The 18,302-nt window shown below is 65.0% G+C and carries 20 protein-coding genes; 10 read left to right on the top strand and 10 right to left on the bottom strand.

The annotated features are described in order from the left end of the window. The first annotated feature begins 32 nt into the window (after positions 1–32). Positions 33–1,094 carry an NAD(P)-dependent alcohol dehydrogenase gene (locus AC1D0A_RS03455; RefSeq protein ID WP_476944555.1) on the top strand — a complete coding sequence of 354 codons (1,062 nt, stop codon included), beginning with the start codon at positions 33–35 and terminating at the stop codon, positions 1,092–1,094. Then, positions 1,094–2,071 (top strand): carbohydrate kinase family protein, encoded by a 978-nt coding sequence (locus AC1D0A_RS03450; RefSeq protein ID WP_476945200.1) that lies wholly within the window; start codon positions 1,094–1,096, stop codon positions 2,069–2,071. Before AC1D0A_RS03455 ends, AC1D0A_RS03450 begins: the two co-directional genes overlap by 1 nt. A gap of 8 nt (positions 2,072–2,079) precedes the next feature. On the opposite strand, the gene AC1D0A_RS03445 is transcribed toward AC1D0A_RS03450, so the two are convergent. The 6 genes from AC1D0A_RS03445 to AC1D0A_RS03420 all read right to left on the bottom strand — a co-directional run bounded on the left by AC1D0A_RS03445 (position 2,080) and on the right by AC1D0A_RS03420 (position 8,960). Then, entirely contained in the window at positions 2,080–4,725 is a 2,646-nt protein-coding gene (locus AC1D0A_RS03445; RefSeq protein ID WP_476945199.1) for a PEP/pyruvate-binding domain-containing protein, read from the bottom strand. Positions 4,726–4,962: 237 nt separating this feature from the next. Further along, positions 4,963–6,099, bottom strand: a complete 1,137-nt coding sequence (locus tag AC1D0A_RS03440) for a PRC and DUF2382 domain-containing protein (RefSeq protein ID WP_476945198.1) — start codon at positions 6,097–6,099, stop codon at positions 4,963–4,965. Positions 6,100–6,702: 603 nt separating this feature from the next. Further along, the gene (locus AC1D0A_RS03435; protein WP_476945197.1) at positions 6,703–7,050 is read right to left on the bottom strand and encodes a hypothetical protein; all 348 of its coding nucleotides are present in this window, start codon (positions 7,048–7,050) and stop codon (positions 6,703–6,705) included. Between the two features lie 159 nt (positions 7,051–7,209). Further along, positions 7,210–7,656, bottom strand: a complete 447-nt coding sequence (locus AC1D0A_RS03430) for an Hsp20/alpha crystallin family protein (RefSeq protein ID WP_243177448.1) — start codon at positions 7,654–7,656, stop codon at positions 7,210–7,212. Positions 7,657–7,988: 332 nt separating this feature from the next. Beyond that, positions 7,989–8,255: a GlsB/YeaQ/YmgE family stress response membrane protein gene (locus AC1D0A_RS03425; RefSeq protein ID WP_028276267.1), complete on the bottom strand. Its 267-nt coding sequence runs from the start codon at positions 8,253–8,255 to the stop codon at positions 7,989–7,991. Between the two features lie 201 nt (positions 8,256–8,456). After that, entirely contained in the window at positions 8,457–8,960 is a 504-nt protein-coding gene (locus AC1D0A_RS03420; protein ID WP_476945196.1) for a MarR family winged helix-turn-helix transcriptional regulator, read from the bottom strand. A 314-nt stretch (positions 8,961–9,274) separates the two neighbouring features. On the opposite strand from AC1D0A_RS03420, the gene AC1D0A_RS03415 reads away from it, so the two are divergent. From AC1D0A_RS03415 to AC1D0A_RS03400, 4 genes are all read left to right on the top strand, one after another. Beyond that, entirely contained in the window at positions 9,275–10,114 is an 840-nt protein-coding gene (locus AC1D0A_RS03415) for a hypothetical protein (protein ID WP_476945195.1), read from the top strand. Beyond that, the gene (locus tag AC1D0A_RS03410) at positions 10,111–10,524 is read left to right on the top strand and encodes a phage holin family protein (RefSeq protein WP_028276270.1); all 414 of its coding nucleotides are present in this window, start codon (positions 10,111–10,113) and stop codon (positions 10,522–10,524) included. The genes AC1D0A_RS03415 and AC1D0A_RS03410 overlap by 4 nt, the downstream gene beginning before the upstream one ends. Positions 10,525–10,543: 19 nt before the next feature. Then, entirely contained in the window at positions 10,544–11,152 is a 609-nt protein-coding gene (locus tag AC1D0A_RS03405) for a DUF3618 domain-containing protein (RefSeq protein ID WP_028276271.1), read from the top strand. Between the two features lie 83 nt (positions 11,153–11,235). Continuing rightward, the gene (locus AC1D0A_RS03400; RefSeq protein WP_476945194.1) at positions 11,236–12,393 is read left to right on the top strand and encodes a YihY/virulence factor BrkB family protein; all 1,158 of its coding nucleotides are present in this window, start codon (positions 11,236–11,238) and stop codon (positions 12,391–12,393) included. A gap of 12 nt (positions 12,394–12,405) precedes the next feature. Here AC1D0A_RS03400 and AC1D0A_RS03395 read toward each other — a convergent pair whose 3' ends face one another. The 4 genes from AC1D0A_RS03395 to AC1D0A_RS03380 form a co-directional block, all read right to left on the bottom strand. Next, a complete protein-coding gene (locus tag AC1D0A_RS03395) occupies positions 12,406–13,038 on the bottom strand; it encodes a CG0192-related protein (protein WP_476945193.1) in 633 nt (210 codons plus the stop codon). Positions 13,039–13,253: 215 nt separating this feature from the next. Continuing rightward, positions 13,254–13,601 (bottom strand): DUF6510 family protein, encoded by a 348-nt coding sequence (locus AC1D0A_RS03390; RefSeq protein ID WP_243177459.1) that lies wholly within the window; start codon positions 13,599–13,601, stop codon positions 13,254–13,256. After that, positions 13,598–14,335: an FAD-binding oxidoreductase gene (locus AC1D0A_RS03385; protein ID WP_243177461.1), complete on the bottom strand. Its 738-nt coding sequence runs from the start codon at positions 14,333–14,335 to the stop codon at positions 13,598–13,600. Before AC1D0A_RS03385 ends, AC1D0A_RS03390 begins: the two co-directional genes overlap by 4 nt. A 10-nt stretch (positions 14,336–14,345) precedes the next feature. Further along, the gene (locus AC1D0A_RS03380) at positions 14,346–14,939 is read right to left on the bottom strand and encodes a sulfite oxidase-like oxidoreductase (protein ID WP_243177987.1); all 594 of its coding nucleotides are present in this window, start codon (positions 14,937–14,939) and stop codon (positions 14,346–14,348) included. A 199-nt stretch (positions 14,940–15,138) separates the two neighbouring features. Between AC1D0A_RS03380 and AC1D0A_RS03375 the strand changes: the two genes are divergently transcribed. The 4 genes from AC1D0A_RS03375 to AC1D0A_RS03360 all read left to right on the top strand — a co-directional run bounded on the left by AC1D0A_RS03375 (position 15,139) and on the right by AC1D0A_RS03360 (position 18,288). After that, positions 15,139–16,539 carry an MFS transporter gene (locus AC1D0A_RS03375; RefSeq protein ID WP_476945192.1) on the top strand — a complete coding sequence of 467 codons (1,401 nt, stop codon included), beginning with the start codon at positions 15,139–15,141 and terminating at the stop codon, positions 16,537–16,539. A gap of 123 nt (positions 16,540–16,662) precedes the next feature. Then, positions 16,663–17,223 (top strand): Chromate resistance protein ChrB, encoded by a 561-nt coding sequence (locus AC1D0A_RS03370; RefSeq protein ID WP_308197208.1) that lies wholly within the window; start codon positions 16,663–16,665, stop codon positions 17,221–17,223. Between the two features lie 5 nt (positions 17,224–17,228). Continuing rightward, entirely contained in the window at positions 17,229–17,693 is a 465-nt protein-coding gene (locus AC1D0A_RS03365) for a DUF1232 domain-containing protein (protein ID WP_243177468.1), read from the top strand. 1 nt (position 17,694) lies between these two features. After that, a complete protein-coding gene (locus AC1D0A_RS03360; RefSeq protein ID WP_476945191.1) occupies positions 17,695–18,288 on the top strand; it encodes a cation efflux transmembrane domain-containing protein in 594 nt (197 codons plus the stop codon). Positions 18,289–18,302 lie beyond the last annotated feature (14 nt).

Raw genomic sequence — 18,302 nt, 5'->3', positions numbered from 1 at the left:
ACCGCCTCTTCAAACCGCAAAGGATCCCTTCGATGACCACATCAACCGCACAGTCCCGCACCCCCGGACATCCGGAAGTGCCCGCCACCATGCGCGCCGCCGTGCTCAAGCGCCAGGGCGACATGGCCATGGAAACACTGTCCGTCCCGGAGCTGGACGCGGACCAGGTCCTGGTGCAGGTCGCCGCCGTCGGTGTGTGCGGCAGCGACGTCCATTACTATGAGCACGGCCGGATCGGCGACTACGTCGTGGACCACCCGCTGATCCTGGGCCACGAGCTCTCCGGACGCATCGCCGCCGTCGGCAGCGACGTGGACCCCTCCCGGGTTGGCCGGCGGGTCGCCGTCGAACCCCAGCGGCCCTGCCGCACCTGCAAGCAGTGCAAGGCCGGACGGTACAACCTGTGCCCGGACATCGAGTTCTACGCCACCCCGCCGATCGACGGAGCTTTCACCGAATACGTGAGGATCCAGGACGACTTCGCTTACGACATCCCAGACAGCGTCAGCGACGAGGCGGCAGCCCTCATCGAACCACTCTCCGTCGGCCTCTGGGCCTGCGAACGCGCCCAGATCAAGCCCGGCAGCCGGGTCCTGATCGCCGGAGCCGGCCCCATCGGCATCATCGCCGCCCAAGCCGCCCGCGCTTACGGGGCGACCGAAATCTACATCACGGACATTGCAGAAGAAAGGCTCGCTTTCGCCCTGGAACACGGCGCCACCCATGCCTTGAACGCCTTGACGGACAGTACCGAAGGGCTCGACGTCGATGCCTTCATTGACGCCTCCGGCGCCCCGCAGGCTGTCCGTTCCGGCATCAAAGCCGTTGGACCGGCCGGCCGGGTCATCCTGGTCGGGCTCGGAGCCGACGACGTCGAACTCCCCGTCTCCTACATCCAGAACCGCGAAATCTGGCTCTCGGGCGTCTTCCGCTACACCAACACCTGGCCGCTGGCCATCCAGCTGATCGCGGACGGAAAAGTAGATCTGGACATCCTGGTGACCGGCAAGTTTGCGCTGGCCGACTCGGAAGAAGCACTCAAAGCGGGCAAGCAGGCCGGTCAGCTCAAAACTGTCGTCTACCCGGGCCGCTGATGCGCATCACCGACGCCACCGCGGCGCCCCGCCTCCCCGCGGGGGACGGTGTCCTGACGGTCATTGGCGAATCCCTTGTCGACATCATCCGCGACCCCCGCGGTCCTGCCGGCGGCCAGGCCCACCCCGGGGGCAGCCCCCTCAACGTGGCAGTGGGGGCTGCACGCCTCGACCTCAGGACAATCCTGGTGACCCACTATGGCCTTGACCCGCACGGACACCTGCTCGAAGAGCATCTGCAAACGAACGGCGTCCAGGTGGTCAACGGCGGAAGCGCGGCCACATCTACAGCCCTCGCCACCCTGGGATCTGACGGTGCCGCCGAATACGCCTTCTCGATCACCTGGGCAATCAGTGGGGCGTCTCTCCTGGCCCTCGCTGCCGTCAAAGGTTCCACCCACGTCCACACGGGATCTATCGCCACGGTGCTCCCGCCGGGGGAGCAGGCCACCCTTGCCCTGGTAGAGGCCGCCCGGGAACACGCGACGACCAGTTTCGATCCCAATTGCCGGCCCGCGATCAGCCCCGATGCGGCTGCGGCACGCCGGCAGGCGGAAGTGTTCGTGGCGGCGAGCGACATTGTCAAAGCCAGCGACGAAGACCTGCGCTGGCTCTACCCGGACCGGGCACCGGAAGTATCCCTGCGGGCCTGGCTGGAACTGGGGCCGGCGGTGGTGGCCCTGACGCGCGGAGCCTCAGGCCCGGTCATCCTGTCCGGAAACGGGCGGGCCGAGATGGCAGCTGAACCGATCCGAGTGTCAGATACTGTGGGCGCCGGTGATTCCTTCATGGCGGGGCTTATTTCCGGACTCGCCAAACTTGGAGCGCTCGGGGCGGAGGGAAGACGGCAACTGCAGACCCTGACCCTGGATCAGCTCCACGCAGTCGCCTCGTACGCGAACCGTGCAGCGGCGATCACCTGCTCCCGAAAGGGCGCCAATCCTCCGTGGTCGGCGGAACTCGGGGAACTGTCCTGATGACGCGGTCAGTCTGCGACCGTGACGGTGCCGGCGTCGCCGTCAACGCGGATCCGTTGGCCGCTGGTGAGCCGCTGGGTGGCCACGCCTGTGCCAAGCACGGCCGGGATGCCGTACTCGCGGGCCACGATCGAGCTGTGGCTCAACGGCCCGCCGACGTCGGTCACCACGGCGGAGGCCATCGCGAACAGCGAGGTCCAGGCCGGGGTGGTGATGCGGGCTACCAGGACGTCCCCGGGCTCCATCAGGCCGAAATCCTGTGGGCCCCTCAGGACGCGGGCCGGGGCGGTGACCCGGCCCGCGCTGGCGCCTACGCCCTTGATGACGTCGCCGAGCTGATCCTGTGGGCCTGCCGGCATCATTGAGCCGAAGGCCCGCTCCATCCACCGGCTCTCCGGCAACAGCTGCGGGGCAGCGGCCTTGGCCTGGCCCCGCCACAGCATCTTGCGCTCCTCGACGGCGCCGGCGCGGACGGGCCGGTCTGCCCCGGTAATTGCCACGGCTGCCGGTGTGCCCGACCCGGCAAGTCCGAACTCGACGGCGCTGCGCAACTCCCGGTGGCGCAGCCAGAAGACGTCGGCGGGCTCGGCGATGACTGCGGAGCCGACGAGCCGTCGGCCCAGCTCGAACAGCATCCGCCTCAGCAGCGGCCACGCCAGCCCGACGTCGGCCAGGGCGTCCTCGCGGATCGGGGCTGCGTTTTGCGCCCACCGGAGCAGCCGGAGGAATGCGGCCCGGCGCCTCGGCCCGAGCCGGGCGACGATTCGGCGGGTTTCATCCTCGCGACGGGCGGCCGAGAGCCGCTGGCGCTCGTAAGGGTCATTGCCCTGTCCCCGCAGGTAAAACTTCACCGTCTCCAGCAGCGGCGAGGGATCGTCGGCAGGCACCGGACTGACGAAGTCCAGGTTATAGACCGCATGGCCGAACCGGCCGAGGTGCTCCTGGAAGCGGGCCTGCCATTGCTGCCAGGGTGCCGGGTCCACTCCGGCAGGCGGGAACCCGGTGCGTTGCGGCCCGGCCAGCGCGGCGGTGGGTTCGTTGAGGATCGCCGGAGCCAGCCCCGGGACGTCCCGGGCCCAGGCTGCGAGGTCGTACAGCGACTTCTCTGCGCGGATGGGTTCGCTGTCGTAACCGAGGAGGAAAGTCTGGGCGGGGGGATCGCCGTCGCGCCGAACGAACTTGTCGTAGTAGGCCCGGAAGGAGATTTCGCTTGTTGCGGCGATCGGAATGATGGACTGCACGGCCGTGTAGTACACCGTGCCGGCGTCAAGCAGCGTCTGCACACCCGCCAGCAGTTCCTCTCCGGAGAGCTCCCCGACGGGCTTCGCGGACCAGTCCTTGATCACCTGCTCGTAGCGGGGATGCGAAAATTCCCGCCAGCCCGCCACTCCCATATGCGCCTTGCCGCGGGCCAGCGCACGCATCGCCGTCAGCGATTTGCCCATCACCCGCCACATTCCCGAGTTGCGGTAATAGTAGTAGGCGTAGCCGTTGATAGTGGGCAGCCCGACGTCGTCCTCGCGGATGACCTCCTTGCCGACGGCGCCGGCCATCAGGGCCCTCAGCGACCGTGACACCGAGCCGTCAATGAGGTCGGCGAACAGCGGCGAGAGGGGGTCGGGCAGCTGCTCAACGATGCTTGCCCGGAAGTAGAGCCCGTGCCGGTAGGGCACCGGCCAGGTGTCCGGGATGTCGGCTGCCGGGTCGGGCAGCGCGGTGATGGGCCGGGATTGCAGGATGAAGAACTCGCCACCGGCGCGTGCCCACTCGATATCCTGCGGCGTCCCGAAATGCTCCGTAATCCGTGTTCCGTAACCGGCCAGCTCGGCCGCCGCCCGGTCGTCCAATACGGCCTGCCGGCGGCGCGTCGCCGGCACCGGCTGCTCCAGGGTGCCGCGCTCCGCGTTGACGGTCATGACCTCCTTGTCAGCTGTCCGGCGGGACAGCACACGGCCCGTCCCGGCTTCGACGACGAGGTCGTCCGTGGTGACCGATCCGCTGACAACGGACTCGCCCAGGCCCCACGCGGCACTGATCACCGTCTGGTCGCGGCGCCCGTTGGCCGGATTGGCGGTGAACATCACCCCGGCCGCCTCGGCGTCGACCATCTGCTGGACCACGACGGCGAGGCGCACCGTGTCCGGGTCGATGCCTTCACGGGCGCGGTAGGCCATGGCACGCGCTGTCCACAGGGAGGCCCAGCACTCAATCACGGCCGCGGCCACAGCCTCCGTCCCCCGGACGTTGAGGTAGGTTTCCTGTTGCCCGGCGAAGCTGGCTGAGGCGAGGTCCTCGGCCGTGGCGGAGGAGCGCACCGCCACGGCTGTGTCTGCGTCGCCTAGCCTCCCGTAGGCGCCGCCGAGTTCCGCCGCGATGGCGTGTGGCATGGTGCCGCCGGTGAAAAGGGCGCGGATCCGTTTCGAGGCTTCTTCGTAGTCCTGTGGCGCCGCGTGCGGCGACAGAACAGCCAGTTCATGGATGCCGGCCTCGAGATGGTTGGCAGCCACATAATCCGCGTATGCTGCGGTGTTCAACACGAACCCCGGCGGGACCGGCAGTCCTCCCTGGCTGAGGCCGCCCAGACCGACGCCCTTGCCGCCTGCCGCGGCGACGKCGCCGCGCCCCACATCGTCGAAGTTGTTGATGTAGGTCATGACCTCGAGTCCTTTCCGCCCGGAGCCAGGCTCCGTGGTTCAGCCTGATTCCCAACATACTGGCACTGCCGCAGGCGAGAGGCCATAGCCGTACCGGTGGGCAGGGGATCCCAATAGCCCCGCCGGCGGAGGGGTGCGGCCGGGGGCCACCAATCGCTCGCACCCCCGTTCCGACAACAAGATGCCCGGGGCTATGGGTCGCAGCCCTTGCCCGGGGCATCTAAACAATCCGCATGTTCAGCCGCGGCTGGCGTCGGTGCCCTCGGTGCCCTCGCTGTCCTCGCCGCTTTCGCCGTCAAAGTGTTCCTTGTGGACCTTCTCACGGATGGTGACTTCATCTGCGACCGTTTCAGTAACGATGCGGACCCGTTCAACCGGGACGGTCTCCTTGGTCACTATGACGCGCTCTTCGTGAAGGATTACCTCGTCGTCGCTGGCCGGTCGGTTCGAGACCTCGCCGCGGTCTTCCTCGGCAATCGGTTCCCGCTCGATTCGAACCTCTTCGCGTTGCACTGGCACCGTCCTGGTGACGGTTTCCGTCGTGACGTATTTGCGCAGGCGCCCCCGGCCCGTGGCGTCGCGGGTTCCGGCGCGGTCGATTCCGGTGGTGTCCTGCCGTGTCGTGGGTGGCGTTGCGGCGTCGGTGGTGGGTGTCGCTGTGCCGTATCCGGCTGTGCCCGTGGCGTCGGGGGTCTCGGCGCGGTTCGTATCAGCGGCGTCGCGGGTTTGGGCGCGGTGGGTTCCGGTGGTGTCCTGCCGTGTCGTGGGTGGCGTTGCGGCGTCGGTGGTGGGTGTCGCTGTGCCGTATCCGGCTGTGCCCGTGGCGTCGCGGGTCTCGGCGCGGTTCGTATCAGCGGCGTCGCGGGTTTGGGCGCGGTCGGTTCCGGAGGCGTCCTGTCGTGTCGTGGGTGGCGTCGCGGCGTCGGTGGTGGGTGTCGCTGTGCCGTATCCGGCTGTGCCCGTGGCGTCGCGGGTCTCGGCGCGCTCGGTTCCGGAGGCGTCCTGTCGTGTGGCGGATGCTGCGTCAGCTGTATCCGCGTCCGTGTAGGTGCGTCCGCTGTCCATCCGGTAATGCTGGTAGAGCCGGTCTTCCTCGGCAGGCTCCAGAGGCCGATCGGCGTCGATCCTTGGCGCGTCCTTGACCTGATTTTTGTTGTACGGGACGACGATGTCATTGCCCTCCAGCCGAGCACCCTCGAGGGGAACAAATGATTCCGACATCCCGAACAGGCCCGTACGAACGGTTACCCAGCTGGGCTGGCCGGCTTCGTTGTCTACGAAGACCTGGCCGATGGAGCCGATCTTTTCTCCGTCTCCCGACAGGACATTTGCGCCTTGGCTGAGCAGACGGTCAATTTGTTCGGTGGTGAGCATGACCTCTCCTTGGATCTCTTCGGTTGAAATAGTGGCTCCGGTCAGGAGCCCTTGATGGACCGCCCGACCGGTACCGGACAGGACCCTTTGGTGCTGTCCGGTGCTTGGGAAGCGTCCGCGGCACTGCGAACTCCGGGAGGGGCGATGATCAGCCGGCAGTGTGCTCAGCTGAGAACTTCCGAGGCCGACCCGCAGTTCTGGCACGGTCAGGGTCCTGCGCGAGACCTTCGCGAGCGGCGGCCTGAAGCCGAAAGAGAGCGGAGACTGGGGATGAACGTTGTCGCCACCGCCAGTCCGGCTTGGAGCCGGTGGGAAATGTCCAATGGAATGCGCCGCCATTCGATTAGGAGCTGGGACCGGTCCCGTTGCGCAGGGAGTTCTCCCGCGCCGTTTTCCGTGTTATATCACGAGCCCGGTTAGATTAGGAAGCCCCCTTATGAATAGGTGGGCTCCCGGCGGCTGGGCTCCGCCGGAGGGCACGCTGGGAAGCCCGGCGCCCAAGAGACGGGCCGGTGAGGACACCCGTGGCGGGCATTCCAGGCCGTACAGGTGGGGTCCTTGCGCGAGGCGATGGCGGAGAGAGAATGGTGAACTGGACCAGGTCTAGTCTTGGTCCAGTTCGTCGAGCAGGGACTTCGCTGCGGCGGCGATGTCATCGTAGTTATTCTGGGCGGCCCGGCTCTGGATGGCGAGAATCGCGCAGCGATGCAGCCGGCGGAAATCACCGAAGGGAAAGCTGTAGCGCCCCTTCGTGTCGTGCGTCTTCTCGGCGTCTTCGCCCAGATGCCACGTGCCGTACTCCTTGTACCCGTGCTTGTCGATGAATGCGTTTTCTGCCTCGGCGTCGGGCGCGTGCTCGCTCCAATCGTCACGGGTATCCCGGGCAAACCTCGAGTCCTTGATGAGCTGCCGAGCATGACGCAGCGCCGCGTCGTTGATCTTGATAGTCATGAGGTGGTTTCCGCTCTGTCTCAAATTTCCGGGGCGGGGGCTGCGGAGGCGTGGCGAGGCTGGGCGCCAGTGCACCAAGACCGGCCGCCCCTTTGCCATGCCAGAAGGCGCACGCGGTCGCCGGTGGGTGCCGGGTGAGTCATGTGCCGGAAATGCCGTTCATGTCACGAAGTTCTCCGGTGCTTCCGGTGACTGGTTTCCACCGCGGGAGACGTGGACTTTCGTGGCGGACGGTCCGGACTGCTCCGGGATTTGGGCGCGGATTTCCAAGACACCGTCGATGTAGCTGGCCTCCACGGTGTCAGGGTCCGCGCCGCGGGGCAGCGGGACGCTTCGCGAATATTCGCCGTACCGCACTTCGCTTCGGTAACCCGGTTGATCCTTGTGCGCGGGCTCGGTGCGCCGGGCAGCGATATTCAGGCTGCCCTCGGTGACGGTGATATCGATGTCCTTGTCCGGGTCGATGCCGGGGATGTCGGTTCTGACCACCAAGGTGTTTCCGTCCCGGTATTCTTCGACCCTGAGCCAGGTGTCCGTCTCGCCTTGCAGGAAGCGCCGGACTGGTTCGGGCACGTCGATGCCCGTGCGGCGGAATAGGTTGTCCATGTCTATCTCCTTGCTGTTTAGCATCTCTGGTCTCACGGTGCCGGATGCGCGCGGAGCAATGACTCCTGCCGCTTTGGCGACTACTACTTACGACGGCGACGCCGGAACCGGCCGTCGGAGCTGCGCTCGGAGGCTTTCAAAGCTTGTTCTCGGCGAGGCGTTGCGGGCGGTCGCCCGGCATGAGGTGAAACGTCATGAGGTTGGACTCGGCGGCGCGGGCCGAGAAACGCCGGGAGTTTCCTCCCGGGGTGTTCCAGAACCGGCCCGCAACCGTCTGACAGAAGTCGCAAGGCGTCCTCAGCGGCAGCCCTGCATCCGGAGGTTCGAGGCTGCTACGCCCTGGTCCTGCGACCGGCAAGAGCCCCATAGATCAGGAGCACAATAACGGCCCCGAGGATGGAGAGGAGCCAGGTCCGCAGGTCAAAGAAGTCAGCGAGCCCTCCGCCGAAGATCAACGAGCCGATCCAACCTCCGAGGATTGCGCCCACGACGCCAACAACGAGTGTGATCAGCCAGCCGCCTCCTTGACGGCCGGGAAGGACCGCCTTGGCGATAGCTCCGGCGATAAGGCCGAGAATGAGAAAAGCGAGAATTCCCATCTTTGTACTTCCTTTCGGTAGACCGGTCGTGGAATGCGGCCGTACCGGCGATTTAATCAGCATGCATAGTAACGCGCAATACCCGGCTCAGCGGCCTTCTGTCTTGCTCGCCCCTTGCCGGTCCGAACTGCATTGGAAGCGGCGACTGGCCGTGGCGCCGGGCGGGGGAGGCTCAGTGGCAACCAGCCGCGGGAGGCTAGTTCATTGGCGCCGGAGGCCGTCCTTGGGCGGGGAGGGCACGTCGAGCCTGGGGTGCCGGGCCGTGGAGCCTGGGGCGCCGGGCCGTGGAGTCTGAAAGAAATCCACAAACCGGGCGAGTTGCTCAGACAGTGCCTCCCACCCGTCGAAGTCGGCGGGAACGGCCGCACGCTCAGCCCTGGAGGCCGCTTGCAGTGCCGCGGTGCCGGCGTCGGTAATCTCAACCTGAAATTGGCGCCGATCCTCAGGGTTTCGCGTCCTCGTGACCAGACCCGCGTCCTCGAGCCGGGCAAGGACGCGGCCGAGCGTTTGGCTTTGGACATGAACTCTTGCGGCGAGCTGTTCCTGGTACATCGGGCGGGGTGCCACGGCTTCCAGCGCGATGACGGCGGCACGCGTCAACCCCAGTGGCGCCAGGGCGTCGTCGTGGAGGCGTTGCACTAAACGGGCCGCTGAGGTTAGAAGCCGGTAACCGTCCCGGGCGTTGGGCTCACGGGCGAGTATCACGAAGAAGACCTTCCTGATTGGGTGGCAACGAAAGTCACGCTGCCTGCGACGTCGGCACGAAGCGCCGACGCTGGATACCCACCCTATGCATGCCGGGCTCCCTTTTGGCAAGTATGCTTACTATTTTTCACGCGCAGCCCACAGGCGCGCGGCGATTCACCCGACGGGCGGAAGGTGGACCGTCCGATTTTCGTCGAGGCCTTGCGCGACATATAGCAAGTGTGCTTAGTATCTAGTTAGTAACCGTGCTTACTAATTTCATCCGGTAGCGCTAGTCACGATCCCAAGCGGACCATTCCTGAAAGAGAGCAACGATGACACAGAATCCATGGGCCCAGGCAGCACCCGAAGCTTCCCCGGACCGGTACGCCGGTGTTGGAGTTGTGCCCCCGCAAGGCACTGGACGTGCTGACTCCAAACAGGAAGCGGCCAAGGACGAAGCTGCGGACGTAACGCGGCACGCGGCAGACGCTGCCCAGAACGTCGCCGGGACGGCCAAGGCGGAGGCAGTCAACGTTGCCGCCGAGGTCAAGACCAATGCCCGGGACCTGCTGCACCAGGCAAAGTCCGATCTCACCGAGCAGGCAGGAACCCAGCAGCAGAAGGTCGCCGAAGGTCTGCGGTCCGTCGCCGGCGAATTGCATTCCATGGCTGCCGCTTCTGACCAGCCCGGCGTGGCCACTGACCTCGTCCGCCAGGCTGCCGAGCGCTCCTCCGCTGTTGCGTCCTGGCTCGATGGCCGGGATCCGGGTTCGCTTCTGACCGAGGTAAAGTCCTTTGCCCGGCAGCGCCCGGGCACCTTCCTCCTGCTCGCGGCTGGAGCCGGTGTCCTGGCTGGGCGTCTCAGCCGCAGCTTGAGCGCCGGCGCCCCCGAAGCGACGGGCGCTACCGCTACCGGCACGTCCACTGCTGGCCGGATCCCCGATACCGGGGTAGCGGTTCCGCCGCCGCCGGTACAGATGCCCGCTCCGCACACCACGACGGCGGGCCTCGCTGACACCTACCCGCCGAATCCGCTGGACTCCGATTTGGGAACTCCCGATCCGCTCCGCGACGCCGGGCAGGGCCGCCGGTCCTCAGAGTCCGTGGCCGGCGAGCCATTGCAGCAGGCTGATCCGCTGCGCGATGACCCCTTTGACGGTGGCCGTCGATGAGCAGCGAAATGCCTCCCACAGCCGCGCAGGCAAAGGCTGAATCGACGTCCCTGGGTGACCTCCTCGGTGAGGTCACACGGGACATGTCCACCCTGATGCGACAGGAAGTGGAACTGGCCAAGGTCGAACTCAAGCAGTCCGCCACCCGGGCAGGCAAAGGCACCGGCATGCTCGCCGGCGCCGGCGTCGCTGGCCATTTCGTGCTCCTGTTCCTGTCTTTGGCGCTCTGGTGGGCGCTGGGGATCGTGATGGGACTGGGCTGGTCCGGCGTTGTTGTCGCCGTCATCTGGGCAGTTGTCGCCGCCGTTCTGGCAGCCATGGGCCGCAAGGAACTGAACGCGATCAAGGGCATGCCGAGGACGGCTGAAACCCTCCAGGAAATCCCGCCCACCCTAAAACCCAACTCCTAAGATTCAGCGAGGAAACACGATGAGCGAAAACCCGGATGTCATCCGAGCAGATATTGAAGCAACCCGTGCCCGCCTGGGCACAAACGTGGACGCCGTCGCTGACAAAGTCACGCCGTCGCATATCGTCCAGCGGCAGACGGACAGAGTCAAAGAGAACGTCAAAGACGCCGTCTTCGGAGTGAAGGATAAAGTCATGGGAGCCGCAGACCATACCGCCGACCACGTCCACTCCACCACCGGAAGCGTCGGCTCGCATGTGAGCGACGCGGGCTCCGCAGTTGCGGGCGCGCCGGGCCAGCTGAAGAACAGGACACAGGGGAACCCACTGGCTGCCGGGTTGATCGCCTTTGGTGCCGGCCTGCTCGTTTCCTCCCTGATCCCGGCCAGTCAGAAGGAGCGTGAAGCCGCTGATGCCCTCAAATCGGCAGCTGAGCCACTCACCACGGAACTGACGGACGCCGCCAAGCAGGTAGCCGAAGGGCTCAAGGCGCCCGCCCAGGAAGCTGTGGAGAACGTCAAGGCCACTGCCGCGGACGCAACCGATCACCTCAAGGCAGACGGGCAGGCCGCTGTGGAGGACGTCAAGGATCGGACCGCAGAAGCTAAGGACAACGTTCAGCAGGCCTGAGGCCGCGTCTGAATAAGGCCGGCTGCCCTCGCTGATGCGCTGGGCGGCCGGCCATTTCCCTTAACCCCACGAAGGAATTTCCAATGGCCAAGAACCCAACCAAGGCAGAAAATGAATCCATGACCGACGCCGAAACGGACGAGAGCAGCACCGCCAAGGCCCGCACGGCACCTGCCCCGGACGACTCCCGTAAACCGGACAGCCCGGCCGACGTCACTAAGCCCTCGTGGAAGTACATCGCCAAAAAGACCCTGCGTGAATTCACCAAGGACCAGTGCCCGGATCTCGCCGCAGCACTGACCTACTACGCGGTGCTTTCTATTTTCCCGGCGCTGTTGGCCCTCGTGTCGTTGCTGGGCATTTTCGGGGACGCCAAGAAGACCACGTCCGCTCTCATGGAGATCGTTCAAGGATTCGCGCCCGGTGACACCGTGGACGCGATCCGCCAGCCAATCGAGCAGCTCAGCAGTTCCTCCGCTGCCGGCCTCACCCTGGTACTCGGCATCCTCACCGCCCTCTGGTCCGCCTCCGGCTATGTCGGAGCCTTTGGCCGGGCAATGAACCGGATCTACGAAATTGACGAGGGCCGGCCGTTCATCAAACTTCGGGGCACGATGCTCGCCGTCACCATTGCCGCCGTGCTGATCGTCCTCGTGCTTTCAGCCATGCTCGTGCTGAGCGGGCCGGTGGCGGACACCGTCGGCAACGCGATCGGCCTGGGCGGGGCCGTCCTGACGGCGTGGAACATTCTCAAGTGGCCGGTGATTCTGTTGCTCGTGATTCTGGTGATCGCCATCCTCTACTACGCTACGCCGAACGTAAAGCAGCCCAAGTTCCGCTGGATGAGCCTGGGTTCCGCTATCGCCTTGGTCATCTTCCTGCTGGCGTCCCTGGCCTTCGCTTTCTATGTGGCCAACTTCAATAGCTACGAGAAGACCTATGGTGCGATCGGCGGCGTCATCATCTCGCTGCTGTGGCTCTGGATCCTGAACATGTCGTTGCTGTTCGGTGCCGAGTTCGACGCCGAGATGGAGCGTGGACGCCAACTCCAGGCCGGCATTGAGGCCGAAGAGACCATCCAATTGCCGCCACGGGACACGAAACAGAGCGACAAGCTCCAGGCCCGCGAAGAAGAGGACATTCGCCGCGGGCGCGAGCTCCGGGAACAGCACGGAATCCAGCCTGAACGGCAGGAAGGCAATACCCAACCCCGGGACGCGGACGGAGTGGGGCGCCCCTAACCCGCGGAAATGTCAGGCATCACTGATGGCGGCGAGTTTGACGTTGTCCGTCTGACCTTCCCAGGTGCCGGTCAGCGCGAGCGGGCCGGCCGGTTGCACATCCAGGTCCAGCCGCCGGATAACAAGCAGGTGAAGGTCAGCAGTCTCGATGGCGGTGCCGGCGTCGGTGGCGCGCGGTGCCGCTGAAGAGACGTGAGGGACTGAACCGAGTTTCGGCCCGGTGCTTCGCACGTAGACCGTCTGGGCCAGGAGTTCCAGGTTTTCCCCTTTTTGGAGGTATTGCTCTGCCTGCGGCCGGCCCAGCATGATGCTCGCCGCCAGCGCTGCCACGTAGATTGGATCGGCGCAGGCATCGTAAACCCACCTCGGGCCGAGGACCGAGTGCTGCATGGTTCCGACCAACCAGGATTCCGCGCCGGCCAAGGGCTGGGCCCTGTACGTGAGTGGGACGTGAAAAGTGGAGTTACCCACCGACACGATGATGGTTTCTATGCCGACCTCGCCGGCGGGGTCGTCGAACCGGTAGGAGCCAACTTTGTGCAGCGCTGCCGTGCCGGGTTCCGTGAACCAGGGCTGGCGGGGCAGCCACGCTGCGAGAAGCTCAAGTTTCGTCGGCTGCAGTTCTGCCTGGTGGATGATCGCCATGACTGTAAGCCTAACCGCGCACTGGCGACACGTTGATCAAATAACTAGAGGAAAGGTACTCACCACTGGTTGGCGATCGCCCGGCCGAGTGTCGTTGTTCCAGATCCAGTGGCGCCCATGATGAAGCGTTGAGGGTGTTCAGCATCGTCGCAGACTACCTCTTCACGCCCCCTGCGGTCTTGAGCACGGCGGGGTGCGGATAGCAGAGCAGCGCGTTAGGTCTCCCGGTCGATCTGCAGGTAGCTGAGTCCGCTGACATCGAGCCAGAATTTGGTCGGAGTCTCTACGAGACGCAGCAGGACGCCCCCGCAGGAACTGCAGCGCACAACCATTCCCGGGGCATCGGCATAGACCGCTGCTTCCCCGAAGACCCTGACCGCGCCACAATTCTTGCACCGACCGATCGCTGCAATGATGTCGATGCGGAACAGTTCCCACAGGGGTCCTGCTGCCGCGTTCCCGTCAAGATGAGGTATCGGATTGCCTGCGGTCCCGGCGATATCCTGGTCCTCGAGGCGCGGGTCCTCAGCACCAGGGGAAGCGGAGCCGTTGTTGCCAGTCACCGTGTTCCTCCCGTTCCGCCAAAGCGTTCGGTCTTGATCGAGGCGGCAGGATAGCCCGCCTGCACCATCCACACTGTGACCGTTTCGACAAACATCGTCTGACCGCAGATGAAAATGTCGGGTGCCATGTCCGCCGGCAGGATGCTTGCCAACAGTGTTTCGGCGGTGAGTCGCTTCGGGGCCATTGGCCAGCCCTCCGGAACTTTGCGTGTATAGACATAGTCGACCGTCAGCTTGGGAGATCCCTGGTTCAAGGTGAGCAGCTCCTCCCGATAGAACCCTGCCTCGGGCGATTTCAGCGAGTACAGCAACCGGAACTGTGAAGGATTCACGGATGCCTCGTGGGCGCGGATCATGGACATGAGCGGGACAATGCCGGATCCCCCGGCGATCAGCTGAACCGGGTTGGGGTCGGTCGGAAGCCAGACGAACCAGCCACCGACGGGCCCCCGGATCTCCAACTGGTCCCCGACCATCAGGTCTCTGACCAGATAGGGGGAGACCTCCCCGTTGGCCAGTTCGTCGACCGTGATCTCCAGGAGTTCGTCCATGCCGGCTGTGGCTACTGAGTAGGACCGCACTGCCGTGTATCCGTCGTCCGCCGTGAGCCGGATATCGATGTGCTGTCCGGCAAGGTTGCCGTTCAGCCCGTCCACGCGCAGGCCGATGGTTCTGGAGGATTCCGTTTCAGGAACGCCGCGGATCACCTCGGCGACGCGCCACAGGGTGCTCATCTGTCCTGCCTCATGAGTAGCGCTCCTCGCGCCAGGGGTCGCCGTAGATGTGGTACCCGTTCGATTCCCAGAAGCCGGGAACATCGTGCGGCATCAGCTCGATGCCATTGATCCACTTCGCACTCTTCCAAAAGTACAAGTGGGGTATCAGCAGGCGGGCGGGGCCACCGTGGGCCCGTTCCAGTGGCTCACCGTCGAATTGCCACGCCACCCATGCCTGGCCGTCCAGCAGGTCCTGCAACGGGACATTGGTCGTATAGCCGCCGTAGGAGTGAGCCGTAGTGAACTCGGACGTTGTTTCCACATCCGCGAACAAGGTGTCCAGGGACACCCCGCGCCACGAGGTGCCCAGCTTGGACCAGCTGGTCACGCAATGAATATCGGTCCGGATGTCGACCTGCGGTAGTGCCAAGAGCTCATCCCAGGACCAGGCGCGGCGCTGCCCAGTCTCCGTAGTAATGAAGAATTCCCAGTCAGCCCGGGCGATATAAGGTGCAGGGCCCGCCGTCAGTACGGGAAAGCTTGGCGTCTCGTATTGGCCGGGTGGTAACGCTGGATTGCCGGTGCGCCGTTTTCCATGAAAACCAGACGAGATGATTCCCATCATGTACCTCCGATGCGGAGCTCCGCCGGTCGAATGTAATCGGTGCCCCAACGATAGGGCAACGGCGGGACAGAGACCAGACATAAAAATATACTCCGGCGACGGGCTGAACGTCCTTCCATATGTGAGTCCGGCAACCGCCGGGGCGGGTGTAGCTTGAAGGATGGGTTCCCTACCGTCGGCGCGTACGCAGAGGCTCGTGCTGTGGATCGCGATTCTCGCGTCCTTTGTGTCGTTTCTCGACGGCAGCGTCATCAACGTAGCGCTGCCGGCCATTTCCCGTGAACTGGGCGGCGGACTGACAACGCAGCAATGGGTTGTCGATGCCTACCTGATCACCCTGGGGTCACTGATCCTGGTCGCCGGTTCGCTCTCTGATTTGTTGGGCCGGGTTGTCGTTCTCCGGGCAGGCCTGGTCGGGTTTGGCGCGACATCAGTGATGTGTGCGCTGGCACCCACAGCGGACTGGCTGGTCCTGGCCAGGGCGCTTCAAGGCGTCGCCGGCGCCTTGCTGGTGCCCAGTTCCCTGGCTCTGATCACATCAAACTTCGACGAAGCGCCCCGGGCGAAGGCAATCGGCCAGTGGACTGCTGGTACGACCGTGGCTTTCATCGCGGGACCCCTGCTCGGCGGAGTGCTCGTTGATTCGGTGGGCTGGCGCTGGATCTTTGGAATCAATGTCCTGCCCATTGCCGTGACCTTGTACTTGCTAGCCGTGCTGCGGGCCAAGGATGTTCGCGAGGAGGGTGTGCGCATCGACTACCCGGGCGCCGTGCTCTGTGTGCTCGGGTTGGCGGGGCCGGTCTACGCGCTGATCGAACAAGGCAACTACGGCTGGGGGAGCCCACTCATTCTGATGCCCCTCGTCCTCGGCATCCTGTGCTTCGCCGGGTTCATTTGGCGGGAAAAGACCGCGAAGCACCCGCTCCTGCCGCTCAGCCTCTTCGCCGTCCGAAACTTTGCCGTCGGCAACGTGGCTACGGCCTTCGTCTACGCCGCGCTTTCGATCGGCGGGTTCATCATCGTGCTTTTCCTGCAGCAGGTTGCCGGTTTTCCGGCGACGTCGGCCGCTCTGGCCTTGCTTCCCGTCAGCCTCGTCAACATTCTCCTGGCGTCATGGTTTGGCTCACTGGCCGGGCGGTTCGGCCCGCGGTGGTTCATGGCATTCGGACCTGTTCTCGCCGGAGTTGGCTACCTCCTGATGCTCGCGTCGGAAATCCCGGTCAACTACTGGACCCAGCTGATGCCCGGGATCCTCCTGTTCGCGGTCGGGCTATCGGCGACAGTCGCACCGCTCACCGCCGCCATTCTCGGTTCGATCTCGGAACAGCAGGCCGGCATCGGCTCGGCAGCGAATAACGCCGTCAGCAGGGTTGCCGGTCTGATCGGCATCTCGCTGGTCGGCCTCGTCATGGGCGGCAAACTTGATCTCGACGGATTTCACCGGGTGGTGACCGTGACGGCGGTGCTGCTCATCCTCGGGGGCATTGTTTCCGCCGTCGGTATCCAGAACCCACGCGAGCGGCCTGCAGTCCGGGCAAGACAGAAAGTCCCATCCCAAATCACCCGGAACTACCGTATTTTCAGACTGGGCAGATAGGGCTAAGGGATTCCATCGGACCGACCGAACCTACCGGCCGAGGTCCTCGGGTTCTGTGCCCTCCCGAGCAGGGAGTATGTAACAGCTGTTACTTACTTTGTTGTAGCAGTATATGATTGATGCATGGATTGGTTGGTTCTTGTTGTCCGGTTGACTGGTGAGACCTCACGGACGAGGGTCGGTGTGTGGCGGGAGCTCCGGAGGATCGGTGCTGCGCCAGTGGCCTCGGGGGTGTGGACCGTTCCAGACACGCCGTTCTTCTCGGAGGCCGTGCCTAGGGTCGTGGAGCTGGCCGGCCGCGGAACCGGCAGCGTCCTCGTCCTGGCAACGCCGGGTAGCGGCGATGCGGGAGTGGAAGGCCTGCGCTCGGCATTCAAGGAGCTCAGGTTGGATGAGTGGAAGGAATTCACCGGCGATTGCGGGGCGTTCGAGGACGAAATCGCCAAGGAAACCCGAAACGCCAAGTTCACTCTGGCGGAGCTGGAAGAGGAAGAGCAGAGCCTGGACCGCTTGCGGCGCTGGTACCGTGATCTGAAAAGCCGTGACGTTCTGGAACTGCCGGAAGCGCAGGCCGCCGACGAGCGACTGCGCGAGTGTTCCGCTGTATTCGACGAGTACGCCGAGAAGGTCTACGCGACTCTGCATGCCCCGTCAGGCCATGGCCTGCCTGAGGCCGGGGAGTAGGGGCCGTGCAGTGGTGGCACGCGGCGCTGGGGATCTTGGCCGGGCTGGTCGCTGTCTACGCGGTTCTTCTGCTGGGGTTGTGGGTCTATGCGAGGTCCCATCCGGAGACGGTGGGTATGCGGGAAGCGTTGCGGCTGCTGCCGGATGTGTTGCGCGTGCTGAGGCGTTTGGCGGCCGACCCGGCGGTATCCCGCGGCGCCCGGATCAAGCTGTTCCTTTTGTTGGGATATCTGCTCTTGCCGCTGGATCTTGTCCCGGACTTCCTCCCGCTGATTGGCTATGCCGATGACGTGATCGTCATGGCCTTGGTTCTTCGTTCCGTGATCCGCTCCGCAGGCCCGGAGTCTTTGCGGCGGCATTGGCCGGGCACCCCGGCCGGGCTTGCCGTCATCGAACGGCTGGCCGGCCTGCCGGCACCCATCGCCGGAAACGCCGGGGGCGCCGGGAAAGAGGGCACGGATGCTGCCTGAAATGTTGACGCGCCCTGAGATCGCGCGCCTGAGACGTCGCGGGTTCATCCTTGAGGGCATCACGCTGGGCTGGAACGTCGTCGGAGTGGCAGTTCTTGCCGTCGCTTCCATCACGGCCGGATCGGTGGCGCTGGCCGGCTTCGGCCTGGACAGCCTGATCGAGATCGGTGCCAGCACCGTGGTGATCTGGGAACTCTCGGGGGCCGGGGAACGGCGTCAACGGTTCGCGTTGAGGCTGATCGCCGGGGCGTTCGTTGCCCTGGCTCTCTATCTGCTCGTCCAGTCCGGACTTGCCTTGGCAGGCGGGCACCACGCACGGCCGAGCCCCACCGGAATTATCTGGACGGCTGTCACGGCAGTGGTCATGTTCGCCCTCTCAGCCGGAAAGGCCCGCACGGGCAAGGCGCTGGGCAATCCCGTTCTCACAGCAGAGGGCAAGGTGACGTTTATCGACGGTCTTCTGGCAGCCGCCGTGCTGGCCGGCATCTTGCTGGACACCTTTGCCGGTTGGTGGTGGGCCGACCCCGTGGCCGGTATGGTCATCGTCTACTACGCGGTCCGCGAAGCCGTGGCCATCTTCCGCCACGATCACTGATCGTTCGGAAACAG

The sequence above is a fragment of the Arthrobacter sp. P1_D4 genome (assembly GCF_056406115.1).
Note: the sequence above shows the minus strand (reverse complement) of the source record. Positions and strands in the feature narration are given on the sequence as shown.

What these genes read in the sequence shown, in the direction of transcription:
- AC1D0A_RS03455 (WP_476944555.1), top strand. Translation starts at nt 33, where the DNA reads ATGACCACATCAACCGCACAGTCCCGCACCCCCGGACATCCGGAAGTG.
- AC1D0A_RS03450 (WP_476945200.1), top strand. Translation starts at nt 1,094, where the DNA reads ATGCGCATCACCGACGCCACCGCGGCGCCCCGCCTCCCCGCGGGGGAC.
- AC1D0A_RS03440 (WP_476945198.1), bottom strand. Translation starts at nt 6,099, where the DNA reads ATGCTCACCACCGAACAAATTGACCGTCTGCTCAGCCAAGGCGCAAAT.
- AC1D0A_RS03435 (WP_476945197.1), bottom strand. Translation starts at nt 7,050, where the DNA reads ATGACTATCAAGATCAACGACGCGGCGCTGCGTCATGCTCGGCAGCTC.
- AC1D0A_RS03430 (WP_243177448.1), bottom strand. Translation starts at nt 7,656, where the DNA reads ATGGACAACCTATTCCGCCGCACGGGCATCGACGTGCCCGAACCAGTC.
- AC1D0A_RS03425 (WP_028276267.1), bottom strand. Translation starts at nt 8,255, where the DNA reads ATGGGAATTCTCGCTTTTCTCATTCTCGGCCTTATCGCCGGAGCTATC.
- AC1D0A_RS03415 (WP_476945195.1), top strand. Translation starts at nt 9,275, where the DNA reads ATGACACAGAATCCATGGGCCCAGGCAGCACCCGAAGCTTCCCCGGAC.
- AC1D0A_RS03410 (WP_028276270.1), top strand. Translation starts at nt 10,111, where the DNA reads ATGAGCAGCGAAATGCCTCCCACAGCCGCGCAGGCAAAGGCTGAATCG.
- AC1D0A_RS03405 (WP_028276271.1), top strand. Translation starts at nt 10,544, where the DNA reads ATGAGCGAAAACCCGGATGTCATCCGAGCAGATATTGAAGCAACCCGT.
- AC1D0A_RS03400 (WP_476945194.1), top strand. Translation starts at nt 11,236, where the DNA reads ATGGCCAAGAACCCAACCAAGGCAGAAAATGAATCCATGACCGACGCC.
- AC1D0A_RS03395 (WP_476945193.1), bottom strand. Translation starts at nt 13,038, where the DNA reads ATGGCGATCATCCACCAGGCAGAACTGCAGCCGACGAAACTTGAGCTT.
- AC1D0A_RS03385 (WP_243177461.1), bottom strand. Translation starts at nt 14,335, where the DNA reads ATGAGCACCCTGTGGCGCGTCGCCGAGGTGATCCGCGGCGTTCCTGAA.
- AC1D0A_RS03380 (WP_243177987.1), bottom strand. Translation starts at nt 14,939, where the DNA reads ATGGGAATCATCTCGTCTGGTTTTCATGGAAAACGGCGCACCGGCAAT.
- AC1D0A_RS03370 (WP_308197208.1), top strand. Translation starts at nt 16,663, where the DNA reads ATGGATTGGTTGGTTCTTGTTGTCCGGTTGACTGGTGAGACCTCACGG.
- AC1D0A_RS03360 (WP_476945191.1), top strand. Translation starts at nt 17,695, where the DNA reads ATGTTGACGCGCCCTGAGATCGCGCGCCTGAGACGTCGCGGGTTCATC.